The 12,182-nt window shown below is 60.5% G+C and carries 14 protein-coding genes; 11 read left to right on the forward strand and 3 right to left on the reverse strand.

Annotated elements, in window-relative coordinates:
- Positions 1–63 precede the first annotated feature (63 nt).
- Positions 64–216, forward strand: a complete 153-nt coding sequence (locus AB4048_RS03865; protein WP_442200604.1) for a hypothetical protein — start codon at positions 64–66, stop codon at positions 214–216.
- Positions 176–871 (forward strand): enoyl-CoA hydratase-related protein, encoded by a 696-nt coding sequence (locus tag AB4048_RS03870; RefSeq protein ID WP_442200605.1) that lies wholly within the window; start codon positions 176–178, stop codon positions 869–871. Before AB4048_RS03865 ends, AB4048_RS03870 begins: the two co-directional genes overlap by 41 nt.
- A gap of 30 nt (positions 872–901) precedes the next feature.
- Here AB4048_RS03870 and AB4048_RS03875 read toward each other — a convergent pair whose 3' ends face one another.
- Positions 902–1,687 carry an alpha/beta fold hydrolase gene (locus AB4048_RS03875; RefSeq protein ID WP_442200606.1) on the reverse strand — a complete coding sequence of 262 codons (786 nt, stop codon included), beginning with the start codon at positions 1,685–1,687 and terminating at the stop codon, positions 902–904.
- Positions 1,688–1,847: 160 nt separating this feature from the next.
- Here AB4048_RS03875 and AB4048_RS03880 point away from each other — a divergent pair, with 160 nt between their 5' ends.
- Positions 1,848–2,093: a zinc-finger domain-containing protein gene (locus tag AB4048_RS03880; protein WP_442200607.1), complete on the forward strand. Its 246-nt coding sequence runs from the start codon at positions 1,848–1,850 to the stop codon at positions 2,091–2,093.
- Between the two features lie 27 nt (positions 2,094–2,120).
- Positions 2,121–3,284 (forward strand): FAD-dependent monooxygenase, encoded by a 1,164-nt coding sequence (locus AB4048_RS03885; RefSeq protein WP_442200608.1) that lies wholly within the window; start codon positions 2,121–2,123, stop codon positions 3,282–3,284.
- Positions 3,285–3,297: 13 nt separating this feature from the next.
- Here the strand turns inward: AB4048_RS03885 and AB4048_RS03890 are convergent, their stop codons facing one another.
- Positions 3,298–4,488 (reverse strand): cystathionine beta-lyase, encoded by a 1,191-nt coding sequence (locus AB4048_RS03890; protein ID WP_442200609.1) that lies wholly within the window; start codon positions 4,486–4,488, stop codon positions 3,298–3,300.
- A gap of 347 nt (positions 4,489–4,835) precedes the next feature.
- Between AB4048_RS03890 and AB4048_RS03895 the strand changes: the two genes are divergently transcribed.
- The 6 genes from AB4048_RS03895 to AB4048_RS03920 all read left to right on the forward strand — a co-directional run bounded on the left by AB4048_RS03895 (position 4,836) and on the right by AB4048_RS03920 (position 10,099).
- The gene (locus tag AB4048_RS03895) at positions 4,836–5,864 is read left to right on the forward strand and encodes an amino acid ABC transporter substrate-binding protein (protein WP_442200610.1); all 1,029 of its coding nucleotides are present in this window, start codon (positions 4,836–4,838) and stop codon (positions 5,862–5,864) included.
- A gap of 97 nt (positions 5,865–5,961) precedes the next feature.
- Complete coding sequence (locus AB4048_RS03900) at positions 5,962–7,155, forward strand: amino acid ABC transporter permease (RefSeq protein ID WP_442200611.1); 1,194 nt, start codon at positions 5,962–5,964, stop codon at positions 7,153–7,155.
- A gap of 1 nt (position 7,156) precedes the next feature.
- Positions 7,157–8,311, forward strand: coding sequence for an amino acid ABC transporter permease (locus AB4048_RS03905; RefSeq protein ID WP_442200612.1), 1,155 nt, complete (start codon positions 7,157–7,159; stop codon positions 8,309–8,311).
- A 19-nt stretch (positions 8,312–8,330) separates the two neighbouring features.
- Positions 8,331–9,104, forward strand: a complete 774-nt coding sequence (locus AB4048_RS03910; protein WP_442200613.1) for an amino acid ABC transporter ATP-binding protein — start codon at positions 8,331–8,333, stop codon at positions 9,102–9,104.
- A gap of 153 nt (positions 9,105–9,257) precedes the next feature.
- Complete coding sequence (locus AB4048_RS03915; protein WP_442200614.1) at positions 9,258–9,668, forward strand: YeeE/YedE family protein; 411 nt, start codon at positions 9,258–9,260, stop codon at positions 9,666–9,668.
- Positions 9,665–10,099 (forward strand): DUF6691 family protein, encoded by a 435-nt coding sequence (locus AB4048_RS03920; protein WP_442200615.1) that lies wholly within the window; start codon positions 9,665–9,667, stop codon positions 10,097–10,099. The genes AB4048_RS03915 and AB4048_RS03920 overlap by 4 nt, the downstream gene beginning before the upstream one ends.
- A 25-nt stretch (positions 10,100–10,124) precedes the next feature.
- On the opposite strand, the gene AB4048_RS03925 is transcribed toward AB4048_RS03920, so the two are convergent.
- Positions 10,125–10,568, reverse strand: coding sequence for an NUDIX hydrolase (locus AB4048_RS03925; protein ID WP_442200616.1), 444 nt, complete (start codon positions 10,566–10,568; stop codon positions 10,125–10,127).
- A 162-nt stretch (positions 10,569–10,730) separates the two neighbouring features.
- Here AB4048_RS03925 and AB4048_RS03930 point away from each other — a divergent pair, with 162 nt between their 5' ends.
- Entirely contained in the window at positions 10,731–12,179 is a 1,449-nt protein-coding gene (locus AB4048_RS03930) for a CYTH and CHAD domain-containing protein (RefSeq protein WP_442200617.1), read from the forward strand.
- Positions 12,180–12,182 lie beyond the last annotated feature (3 nt).

The raw sequence follows: 12,182 nt of genomic DNA on the forward strand, positions 1-12,182 counted from the left end.
GATTTCACGTTGGAAGAGAATTATATAGAATAAAACTCCGGTAACATAAATGGTGCGCCGCGCATGAATTCCGAGCAAGATTTTGCTGATGGCCAGATCCAAATCCGTTGTGCCGAAAAGGTCGGCACGCTGGTGTTCAACAACCCTGTTCGAAAGAATGCGATCAACGCCGAAAATGTGGCGCGCGATCCCGCAGGCGCTGCGCCAACTGACTGACAAAGCGCACGCCCATGTGATCGTCATCAGTGGCGCCGCGACCACGGTGGATTTTTCGGCCGGCGCCGACATCAGCGAGTTTGACGAGGTGCGGAAGGACGCCGAAACCGCCCGCAACTACGAAGCGCTGAACAGCGCGACCTTCAGCGCCGTGCGCCACTGCCCGGTTCCGACCATCGCCGCCATCCGCGGTGTGTGCTTCGGAGCGGGTTTCGGCATCGCCGCGGCCTGCGATATGCGCATTGCCGATGACAGCGCGCGCTTCTCGGTCCCCGTCGCGCGGCTGGGTCTCGCCTATCCGGCGGATGCGGTTAAGGACATCGTCGCAGTCCTTGGGCCGCAGATGGCGAAGGTCGCCCTCTTTACCGGCGCGCCGATGTCGGCGGCCAAGATGGCTGCGGCGGGCTTTTTGTTGGAGGCTGTCCCCGCCGAAGCGCTCGACGGCGAGATATCCGCTCTCGCTCACGCCATCGCGGCGAACGCGCCGCTGGCGGTCTACGCATCGAAGACCGCCGTCCGCTCGGTCATGGAGCAGGACGGCGACCTCCTGCGAGAGGCCCAAGTGCTCGGCAACATCACCTTCGAAAGCGCCGACTATGCCGAGGGTCGCGCCGCATTCCTCGAACGGCGCAAGCCGGTGTTCACCGGCAAGTGACATCAATCGGAAACCGGAAGGTTCCGCCTGTCACTGCGCGGCGACACGCGCATAAAATTCCAGTACGGCCTTCTTGAAAACACGATCACCGACGGCAAGCATATGGTCGCGGTTTGGAATATCGAGCGCTTCGGCATTCTGCATCAGGCCTGCGAGCCCCTGCGGCGAGCCTGCTATGTCGTCTTTGGTGCCGACACCGATCAGCGTCGGCGCGGTGATCTTTGCTATGTCGCTGCGGCTGACAAGGTCACGCGAGCCGTGAATGCAGGCAGCAAGCGCGGTGCGGTCGCTTTTGGTCTGATCGGCGAAGGCACGGAACATACGGCCGCGCTCGTCGCTGACGGCTTCGAGCGAAGGCGCGAGCAGGGCGTCGGCAATGGGATCCCAGTCCCCTACCCCGTCGGTCATGCCAATCCCCAGCCCGCCGAAGACCAGCGAGCGCACGCGGTCGGGATGCGCCAGCGCAAGGAAAGCCGAGATCCGCGCGCCCATCGAATAGCCCATGACGTTCGCTTCGGGGATGCCGAGATGGTTGATGAGCGCCACGGCATCCTCTGCCATGACGGCTGGGCGGTAGGCTTGGGCGTCATGCGGTTTGTCGCTCGCGCCATGACCGCGATTGTCGAGTGCGATGACGCGATATCCGGCGTCTCCCAGCGTTTTCAGCCAGCCCGGATGCACCCAGTTGACGTTGGCCGTCGACGCAAAGCCATGAATCAGCAAGACCGGCGCGCCGTTCGGATCGCCCTCGTCGAAGAAAGCAAGGTTCAGGCCGTCATGCTTGAAACTTGAAAAGGCAGGCGTATTCAAATTCATCTGGTTCGTCCTGTTGCGACCGCGCGACCATATTTTATCGTCGCTTTCGGGTGAACCCGTTCGGGCCGAAATTCTGAAGTTCCGACTGGCATTTCGTACTACACAATCGGTGCGAAGGCCTATAAAGTCCGCGCAAATTCAGAGGCATCAGGAGATCACAATGGCCGGTCACAACATTCCCCATTTCCAGAACGATGGCGGTCATCCCCTTATCGAAATCGGCGTGAAGGAATTCATGTGCACGGGTGCTTCAGCGCCCTTCGACCATCCGCATATCTTCATCGACATGGGCGACGAAAACGAGAAGGTGTGCTCCTATTGCTCGACGCTCTTCCGTTACAATCCATCTCTGAAGCGCGAGCAGACCAACCCTGCCGGCTGCGTCTTCCACGTCAAGGCCGCCTAACTCCTCTTTCGACGGATCGGATACGTGATGCCGATCGGCAATACGGCAATCGTCGGGGCTGGGATTGCCGGCCTTACGGCCGCGCTTGCGCTGGCGCGCCACGGCATTCGCTCAGAGATCTTTGAACAGGCCGAGGCGCTTAACGAAGTCGGCGCCGGTCTCCAGGTCTCCCCAAACGCCTCGCGCATCCTTGGCGAACTCGGTGTGCTCGACACTCTATCCAGCGTGTGGCTCGAGCCTGAGGACGTGCGTCTCGTCTCGGGACGCTCGCTGCGGCAGATCGCGTCCGTTCCGTGCGGGAGTTTTGCGCGCGAGCGCTGGGGAGCGCCCTATGGCACGTTGCATCGAGCAACCCTTCAGAAGGCGTTGCTGACGGCCGTCGAGCGCAATCCTCGTTGCCGAATTCACCTTGGCAAACGGGTGAAGGCTGACGCGGCGACGGCGCTCGGCAAGGTGATGGGCAGCCTTCCGGAACTGATCATTGCCGCCGACGGCGTCTGGTCGGACCTCAGGTCCGCGGTCCCAGCGAGCGGGGCCGTTCGCTTCTCCGGCAATGTCGCATGGCGCTTCACCGTCCCGGAAGCGCAGGCGCCGGGTATCCTGAGCCGGTCGAGTGTCACCGCCTTCCTTGGCCCATCCGCGCACATGGTCTGCTATCCGCTGAAGGAAGCATCCGTCTTCAACATCGTCGCCATCACAGCCGGCGGCAGCGCCTCGCATAGCTGGAGCTCCGCCGGCAGCGAAGCCCAGCGCGCGATCCTGCGCCGCCACTTCTCAGGCTGGAACGACACTCTCACCTCTCTTCTCGATCGCGCCGAGCAGGCAACTTTCTGGCCGCTTTACGAGGTGGCGCCAGGCAACTGGCATAACGGCCGCGACCTCGTGCTGATTGGGGATGCCGCCCACGCGATGCCGCCGTTTGCGGCCCAGGGCGCCGCCATGGCCATCGAGGATGCATTCGAACTTGCGGGCGCGCTTGCCTCGGGGCCCGTGCCGCAAGCACTCGATATCTTTGCAGAAAGGCGCAAACCGCGCATCGCGCGGTTGCAGCAGCGCGCGACGTTCAACCGTTTCGCCTACCATGCGCGGGGGCCGATCCGGCTCGGTCGCGATATGGTTCTGTCGCTGCGCCCGCCGCAAAGCCTCGCGGCGGACATGGATTGGATCTACGGCTACCGCGCGATCGGCTGAAGCCTCCGGGCGATCAGACTGCTTTCGCTGCCGCAAAGCCGCGCTCGACGTCGACCTTGATGTCGGCGACGTCCTCAAGACCGATCTGCAAGCGGATCAACGGACCTTCGCTCGACGCCTTGCAAATCCGCCGGTCGTTCAGATTGACGTGCACTGCGAGGCTCTCGTATCCGCCCCATGACCAGCCGAGACCGAAGATCTTGAGCGCATCGAGGAAGGCATGTGCCTTGGGCTTGAACTTCGCCTGGTCGTCAACGGCAAGGACGAATGAGAAGATACCGCTCGACCCCTTGAAATCCCGCTTCCACAATTCGTGGCCGGGAAAGCTCGGCAGCGCCGGATGCAGGACCTTTGCAACTTCCTCGCGCCCTTCAAGCCATTGAGCGACAGCAAGGGCGCTCTCCTGATGCCGCGCCAGGCGCACGCCCATGGTGCGCAACCCGCGCAGCAATTGATACGCGTCGTCCGGGGCACCGCAGATGCCGAGCGTGACGGTCGCGTCTTTCAGTCGCTCCCAATGGGCGGCATTGGCCGAGACCGTCCCCATCAGAATGTCGGAATGGCCGGCCGGATATTTCGTCGCGGCATGGATCGAAATGTCGACCCCGTGGTCGAGCGGCTTAAAATAGAGCGGTGTCGCCCAGGTGTTGTCCATCGAGACCACGCAGCCATGCCGGTGTGCCGCCGCGGAAATCGCCCCGATGTCCTGCATTTCGAAGGTGTTCGAACCGGGTGCTTCCGTGTGAACGAGCTTCGTGTTCGGCCGGATGAGCTGTTCGATGCCTGCCCCAATCAAGGGATGGTAATATTCGACCTCGACGCCGAGCCGTGTCAGCATCGTGTCGCAGAAATGGCGCGTGGGCGTATAGACCGAATCGACGATCAGCGCGTGATCGCCGGCGGAAAGGAAGCCCAGGAAAGGAACGGTTACGGCCGCCAATCCGGAAGGAACAAGGATAGTGCCGGCCGAGCCTTCGAGTTCATCGATCGCCTCACAGAGCGCGTCGGTGGTCGGCGTACCCCGTGTTCCGTAGGTGTATTTCTGGTCGCGCATCTCCATCGCGCGGGCATTCGGAAACAGCACGGTGGAAGCATGGACAACCGGCGGATTGACGAAGCCGTGATAGTCGGAGGGAGAATAGCCGATATGGGCAAGGCGCGTGTTGACGCCAGCGTTCTCGAGCGGGCTTACTTTATCGTTCATGTCGGAATGGGCCTTTGGCACTTTCTAAAGAGAGTTCGAGTTGTGGCTTCCCTATTCATGGCGGTCAACCCCGTTTCATGCATAGCGCTCCCGCATTGCACCCGGTGTGTCGCCGCCAGTCGGGGGAGCACGTTCCACCACCCGAGCGATACCCGGCAAATATTTGTTTCTCAAACGAAATCTATATTAGTCTCCAGGTTCAAGATTATTTGAACTTACACTTGACCCTAGCTCAATTTCCGACTGTGATAGCGGTCATCGCACCCAGAGAGCGTGGGCGCTTGTAGTGCTCTGGACGCTGGGGCGGGGAATCTAGCGATAGAACAAGAGAACAAAGGTTGGGAAAGATGAAAAAAACGCTTCTGTCCGCCGCAGTTGGCACTGCCGTTCTGGTACTTGGCGCGTCTGCCGCTTCGGCCGGCACACTCGACGATGTCAAGGCCAAGGGATTTGTGCAGTGCGGAGTGAACGGCGCCAATCTGGCAGGCTTCGGCGCTCAGGATTCAGCCGGTAAATGGTCCGGTCTCGATGTCGATCTCTGCAAAGCCGTTGCCGCCGCCGTCTTCGGCGACGCGACCAAGGTCAAGTACACGCCGCTTTCGGCCAAGGACCGCTTCCCGGCTCTGCAGTCGGGTGAAATCGACGTACTCGCCCGAAACACGACCTGGAGCGCGAGCCGCGACAGCCAGCTCGGCTTCGATTTCCGTGCCATCAACTACTATGACGGCCAAGGCTTCATGGTACGCAAGGAACTGAACGTAAAGTCGGCTCTCGAGCTGTCCGGCGCCGCGGTCTGCGTGCAGAGCGGCACGACCACCGAACTGAACCTCGCCGACTACTTCAAGGGCAACAAGCTCGACTACAAGCCGGTCGTCTTCGAAAAGCAGGAAGAAGTCGATGCCGCCTACCAGGCGGGCCGTTGCGACGTCTACACCACCGACCAGTCGGGCCTCTATTCGATCCGGCTGGGGCTTTCCAACCCGGACGACCACATCATCCTTCCGGAAATCATCTCGAAGGAGCCCCTGGGGCCGGCCGTTCGTCAGAACGACTCCAAGTGGTTCGACGTCGTCTCCTTTGCGCATTACGCCATGGTGACGGCTGAAGAGTTCGGCATCACCCAGGCCAACGTCGATGAAATGGCGAAGTCCGAAAACCCGGACATCAAGCGTTTCCTCGGAGAAGAAAAGGATCAGACGATCGGCAAGGACTTCGGCCTCGACGAGAAGTGGGCCTACAACATCGTCAAGCAGGTCGGCAATTATGGCGAATCCTTCGAGCGCAATGTCGGCGAAGGCAGCACGCTGAAGATCAAGCGCGGCCTCAATGCCCTTTGGAACAAGGGTGGCCTGCAGTACGCACCGCCGATCCGTTGATCGCGGGCTAGCCAACACCGGGAAGGCGCTTTGCGCCCTCCCGGCACATTCCGACAAATAACACCCGGAAAACGGGCTGCGGAAACGGGGAAACCATATGGCAATTGAAGCCGTCGATCGGGGTACCGGACTCCATCGCGCACGTTCATTAATTTACAATCCAGAACTGCGCCAATTTGTATACCAGGCGCTCACCGTTATCCTTCTTGTATGGCTCGTATGGTATGCGAGCACCAATGTGGTGCAGAACCTGGCAAAGGCCAACATGACGGCCGGCTTCGGCTTCCTCAAAAGCCGCGCTGGTTTCGATATCGCGCAGACCCCGATCGCATATTCGAGCGACGCCACCTATATGCGTGCGCTGATGCTCGGGCTGGTCAATACGTTGATCGTGGCAGTCTGCGGCATTGTCACGGCCTCTATCGTCGGCTTGGCCGTCGGCATAGGGCGCCTCTCCAACAATTGGCTGATCTCCCGGCTTTCGACCGTCTACGTCGAAGTCTTTCGCAACATTCCCCCGCTGCTTGTCATCTTCTTCTGGTACAAGGGCGTGCTTTCGCTCCTGCCAGACGTGAAGCAGTCGATTTCGCTGCCGCTGCATGTCTATATCAGCAACCGCGGCATCTTTACTCCGGCGGCGGTCTTCGGCGACGGCTTCTGGATCGTGGCAGTAGCCTTCGTCATCGGCATCGTCGCAGCGATCGCCTATGCCCGTTTCGCGACCAAGCGGCAGATGGAAACCGGCAAGCGCTCGCCGGTGCTGTGGATCAATCTCGCCCTGATCATCGGCCTGCCCCTGCTTGCGTTGATCGTCACGGGCTTCCCGGTCACCTTCGACGTGCCTGAACTCGGCAAGTTCAACATGAAAGGCGGCACCGTCGTCGGGCCGGAATTTCTGTCGCTCTACATGGCGTTGTCCTTCTACACGGCGGCCTTCATCGCGGAAATCGTCCGCGCCGGCATTCGCGGCGTCTCCAAGGGGCAGACTGAAGCGGCCCACGCGCTCGGCATCCGACCGGGTCCGACAACACGCCTCGTCGTGCTGCCGCAGGCGTTGCGCATCATCATCCCACCACTGACGTCGCAATATTTGAACCTGACTAAAAACTCTTCGCTGGCGGTTGCCATCGGTTATGCCGATCTAGTCGCCGTGGGCGGCACGATCCTCAACCAGTCCGGCCACTCCATCGAGATTATCGCGATCTGGATGATGATCTATGTATCGATCAGCCTGATCACCTCGCTCTTCATGAACTGGTTCAACGCAAAAATGTCACTGGTGGAGCGCTGAGATGGAAGAGAACATCGCATTCGTTCGAACGCAATTCCTTCCCGCCGACGAAGCGCCGACCAACGACAAATCGGCTTGGGGCTGGGCGCGGCGCAATCTTTTTGCCTCGGTTGGCGACACCATCCTAAGTGTCGTCTCCCTCGTCGTCGTCGTCTGGTTTCTATACTCGGTCATCAACTTCCTGTTCATCCATGCGGTATGGACCGGCGATAACCGAACTGCTTGCACGACGGCCGCCCAAGGAGGCTCGCTGCCCGATGGCTGGCACGGGGCCTGCTGGGCCTACGTTCGCGACTGGTCGACGCAATTCATGGTCGGTTCCTACCCACGCGACCAATTGTGGCGACCGATCCTGATCGCCGCACTGTTCGTAGTGTTGTTGGTCCCCTTCCTAATACCGTCGACACCGCGCAAGGGGCTGAACGCGATACTGTTGCTGATCGCTTTGCCGATCTTGGCCTACGTCCTGCTGCTGGGCGGTTGGTTCGGACTGACCTATGTAGAGACAACCCTCTGGGGTGGGCTCATGGTGACGCTGATCCTGTCTTTCATCGGCATCGTCGTTTCGCTGCCGGTCGGTATCCTGCTGGCGCTGGGCCGGCGTTCGAAGATGCCGATCGTCAAGGCAGCCTGTGTCGGCTTCATCGAACTGATCCGAGGCGTGCCGCTGATCACCGTCCTCTTTATGGCGAGCGTCGTGCTGCCGCTATTCCTGTCTCCAGGCAGCAATATCGACAAGTTCCTGCGCGCGCTGGTGGGCGTGTCCATCTTCGCCTCCGCCTATATGGCCGAGGTCATACGCGGCGGGCTGCAGGCGATCCCGAAGGGTCAGTACGAAGGAGCCGATTCTCTCGGCCTCGGTTATTGGCAAAAGACGTGCCTGATCATTCTTCCGCAGGCGATCAAGCTCGTGATCCCCGGCATCGTCAACACCTTCATCGGCATGTTCAAGGATACGTCGCTGGTGTCGATCATCAACATGTACGACCTTCTCGGCATCGTCAAAGCGAGCTTCGGCGATGCAAAATGGATCTCGCCGGTGACGCCCCTGACGGGACTGATTTTTGCGGGGTTCGTTTTCTGGCTTTTCTGCTTCGGCATGTCGCGCTATTCAAGCTTTATGGAACGCCATCTCGATACTGGCCACAAACGATAAGACCAAAGGGAACAAAACTATGGCTGAGCCCAAGCTCAAGAAAATGACCGTCTCGGAAACCGACGTTGCGGTCGATATTTCGAACATGAACAAGTGGTACGGCGATTTCCACGTGCTGCGCGATATCAATCTGCGCGTCATGCGCGGTGAGCGTATCGTCATCGCCGGCCCGTCTGGCTCCGGCAAGTCGACGATGATCCGCTGCATCAACCGCCTGGAAGAACACCAGAAGGGCCGCATCGTCGTCGATGGCGTCGAGCTCACCAACGATCTGAAGAAGATCGACGAAGTGCGCCGCGAAGTCGGAATGGTGTTCCAGCACTTCAACCTCTTCCCGCATCTGACGATCCTGGAAAACTGCACGCTGGCGCCGATCTGGGTGCGCAAGATGCCGAAGAAGCAGGCGGAAGAGGTCGCGATGCACTTCCTCAAGCGCGTCAAGATCCCGGAACAGGCCAACAAGTATCCCGGGCAGCTCTCCGGCGGCCAGCAGCAGCGCGTGGCGATCGCCCGCTCGCTCTGCATGAACCCGAAGATCATGCTTTTCGACGAGCCGACCTCCGCGCTCGACCCGGAAATGATCAAGGAAGTGCTCGACACGATGGTGGGCCTTGCCGAGGAAGGCATGACCATGCTCTGCGTCACCCACGAAATGGGCTTCGCCCGCCAGGTCGCCAACCGCGTGATTTTCATGGACCAGGGCCAGATCGTCGAACAGAATTCGCCGGCCGAATTCTTCGACAACCCGCAGCACGAGCGCACCAAGCTGTTCCTGAGCCAGATCCTGCACTAAGCTTTTTCAGGCAAATGCGGCTAGGCCAACGGGCCCCGCTTCAACAGACATGAACCCGCCGTATCCTCGATCGGCGGGTTCTCTCGTTCAGCGATCCCTCGGGAGTTGTTTGGCCGTCTCCGCAAGGGGACAAATATCAAGGACCGGCTTCGAATGACCTCTTATCTGCTCTCCCTTGTGGGTGGAATGCTGATCGGGCTGTCGGCGGTGATGCTCATGATCCTCAACGGCCGCGTCGCAGGCGTCAGCGGCATCGTCGGCCGGCTGGCGCAAGGCCTGAACTGGCAGACAAACGCCGCCTTCGTCGTCGGTCTCATGCTTGGCCCGATCGTCTACCTGCTCCTGCTCGGCCGTTGGCCGCAGATAACCATCACCGAGCCGCTGGCCGTCATCATCGCAGCCGGCCTGCTGGTCGGGTTTGGCACGCGGATGGGTTCTGGCTGCACGAGCGGCCACGGCGTCGTTGGGCTCGCCCGGCTCTCGCCACGCTCGTTCGTGGCAGTCTTGAGCTTCCTGGCGACCGGCATGGTCACGGTCGCCGTTCTGCGGAGCGTCGGCCTATGACACAGAACGCCGCCAGAACACTTGCGGCCCTGGCTGCCGGCATCGTTTTCGGCTTCGGCCTTTCGCTTTCCGGCATGCTGAACCCTGCCCGCGTCCAGGGCTTTCTCGACGTTGCAGGTGCCTGGGACCCTAGCCTCGTCTTCGTGCTCGGCGGCGCCGTTACGGTCACTTTTATCGGCATGCTGTGGGTGAAGAAGATGCCCCGACCGCTTCTCGATGAGGCATTCCACCTGCCGTCGAACAAGCGGATCGATGCGCCATTGATCTTCGGCTCAGCCCTGTTCGGGATCGGCTGGGGTCTCGGCGGCTTCTGCCCCGGCCCGGCGATAGCAGCCCTTCCCGTCGGCCTTTTCCAAAGCCTCGTCTTCGTGGCCTTCATGCTGGCTGGAATGTCGTTGCACGATCGCTTGTCGAAGAGGACGCGCTCATGACCCGGCCAAGTTCGCGCCAGTTCCGCTAGGTCAGCGTCTGAAGGAGCGCCCTAAGACCGGGTTGGCTGGCGACGTTGATCGCGTCCTCCAACGAGAACCATCGCGTCTTTCGTACCGCCTTTTCCGGAAACGATCTCGCGACCGACGTCGTCGTCAGGAGGTGGACCGTTACGTGATAGCGCCTTGTGCTCGTATCCTTGAAGTAGGTGAAGGTGCCGAATACTGCCTCCTCCACCGAACCGAGTACGCCTGCCTCCTCGAAAGCCTCTCGGGCCGCCGCCGAATTCGAGCCTTCGCTCTGCTCGACATGTCCTTTCGGCAAGCCCCAGCGGCCATTGCGGCGGCTTCCTACGAGAAGGACGCGAAGCTTCCCTTTCCGGCTCCGCCGCAGGCAGATCGCACCGGCTTGCTCCACATCCTGTTCGGCGTCGGCAAAGTTCGACTGGGATACCTGTACTTCCTGGAACATGGCTTTCTTCCAAGGTTGCACGCTGGTAGGTTGAGGTAACCTAAACCGCCGCAGTTCTTCCGTCTACCAAAGCATGCGAAAACCGACAGGTGGAGATCGCGATAGGGACAAACGGTCTCATAGAGGAAACCGTTTTTCGGCGCAACGGAGTGGAGAACTTTGTTGGAAATCGAACTGAAGCTCGAATTGTTCCCTGACGACGTGCGCCGGCTCGTGAAATCGAAGCTCTTCGGGGAGCCAGCTGAAATTCGTCACCAACATTCGACCTACTTCGATACCCCCACCCGCGAGCTTTTCGAAGCCGGCTACACGCTGCGCCTGAGGCGATCAGGCGACGTCACGACCCAGACCGTAAAGGCGACCGGCCCAGGCGCCTCGCTTTTCGTGCGCTCGGAATGGGAGACACCTGTTCCCGGCGACGTGCCGATCCTCGATCATTCGAACCCGCTTTTGAACGAGCTTGGTTCGGCAGCGACGAGGGTGAAGCCGCTGTTTGAGGTTTCCATTGAAAGGCATGTCTGGAACCTGGAGGAAAAGGGTTCGCGCATCGAGGCCGTGGTCGATCAAGGACTGGCATTTTCACGCGAACGGCAGACGCCGATCTGCGAGATAGAACTCGAGCTCAAGGACGGCGACCCGAAGGACTTGTTCGCGGTTGCCCGAAGGATCGGCGATCGCGTGCCGGTAAAGTTCGGCGTGCAGTCGAAAGCCGAGCGAGGCTACCGCCTGCTGGCGGCGCAACAATCTGCCATCAAGGCCGAGCCATTGAAGCTCCCTCGGAGCATGAGTGCGGTTGACGCTTTCGAGGTGATAGCTCACTCGTGCTTTCGCCAATTCCGCTTGAATGAGGGTATCCTGCTTCGACGGGAGAATGCCGAAGCGCTGCATCAGGCGCGGGTCGCGCTGAGGCGGCTTCGCTCAGCGTTTTCCTTGTTCAGGCCGCTACTGCAAGACAGTCAAGCTCCTTGGCTGGCGGAGGAGTTGCGTTGGCTCGCAGGCGTGCTGGGCGACGCACGAAACCTTGACGTCCTTCTGCCCAAGGCAGGTAACGGCGAACTCCTCGACAGGCTGGCTGACGCGCGCAACGCGACCTATCAGGATGTCTTCAAGGCGCTCGCCACGCCCAGAGCGGCGGCGCTGATGCTGGCGTTCAACGCCTGGCTCCATTGCGGCGAATATCTCGCCATTCCTGCCTCGCGGGACATCCGCGAGGCCCCGGCGACGCAGTTTGCGGTAGAGACGCTGGACAAGATCAGGAAGAAGCTGAAGAAGCATGGCCAACGTCTCGCCGCCGTCGACGACGCCGGCCGCCATCAGGCTCGCAAGGACGCGAAGAAACTGCGCTACGCTGCGGAGTTCTTCGGATCGCTGTTTTCCGGCAAGCGCGAGACACGCCGCTACAAACGCTTCATCTCCGCAATGGAGAGCCTGCAGGACCAGCTTGGGACGCTGAACGACAGCGTTTCAGTGCCTGACATCCTCCACCAACACGGCTTGCTCGAACATCCCGAGGCTAAATCAGTCCTTTCGCAGACGGATAAATCCTCGTTGATCGAAGCTGCGCAATCCGCACTTGACGACGTCCTCGATGCAAAGCGGTTCTGGCGGTAGCGG

This window comes from Rhizobium sp. RAF56, from assembly GCF_052113965.1.
GTDB lineage: Bacteria > Pseudomonadota > Alphaproteobacteria > Rhizobiales > Rhizobiaceae > Rhizobium.

Coding starts and splice junctions, on each gene's coding strand:
- AB4048_RS03865 (WP_442200604.1), top strand. CDS start 64: ATGAATTCCGAGCAAGATTTTGCTGATGGCCAGATCCAAATCCGTTGT.
- AB4048_RS03885 (WP_442200608.1), top strand. CDS start 2,121: ATGCCGATCGGCAATACGGCAATCGTCGGGGCTGGGATTGCCGGCCTT.
- AB4048_RS03920 (WP_442200615.1), top strand. CDS start 9,665: ATGACACAGAACGCCGCCAGAACACTTGCGGCCCTGGCTGCCGGCATC.
- AB4048_RS03910 (WP_442200613.1), top strand. CDS start 8,331: ATGGCTGAGCCCAAGCTCAAGAAAATGACCGTCTCGGAAACCGACGTT.
- AB4048_RS03880 (WP_442200607.1), top strand. CDS start 1,848: ATGGCCGGTCACAACATTCCCCATTTCCAGAACGATGGCGGTCATCCC.
- AB4048_RS03870 (WP_442200605.1), top strand. CDS start 176: ATGTGGCGCGCGATCCCGCAGGCGCTGCGCCAACTGACTGACAAAGCG.
- AB4048_RS03875 (WP_442200606.1), bottom strand. CDS start 1,687: ATGAATTTGAATACGCCTGCCTTTTCAAGTTTCAAGCATGACGGCCTG.
- AB4048_RS03890 (WP_442200609.1), bottom strand. CDS start 4,488: ATGAACGATAAAGTAAGCCCGCTCGAGAACGCTGGCGTCAACACGCGC.
- AB4048_RS03900 (WP_442200611.1), top strand. CDS start 5,962: ATGGCAATTGAAGCCGTCGATCGGGGTACCGGACTCCATCGCGCACGT.
- AB4048_RS03915 (WP_442200614.1), top strand. CDS start 9,258: ATGACCTCTTATCTGCTCTCCCTTGTGGGTGGAATGCTGATCGGGCTG.
- AB4048_RS03905 (WP_442200612.1), top strand. CDS start 7,157: ATGGAAGAGAACATCGCATTCGTTCGAACGCAATTCCTTCCCGCCGAC.
- AB4048_RS03895 (WP_442200610.1), top strand. CDS start 4,836: ATGAAAAAAACGCTTCTGTCCGCCGCAGTTGGCACTGCCGTTCTGGTA.
- AB4048_RS03925 (WP_442200616.1), bottom strand. CDS start 10,568: ATGTTCCAGGAAGTACAGGTATCCCAGTCGAACTTTGCCGACGCCGAA.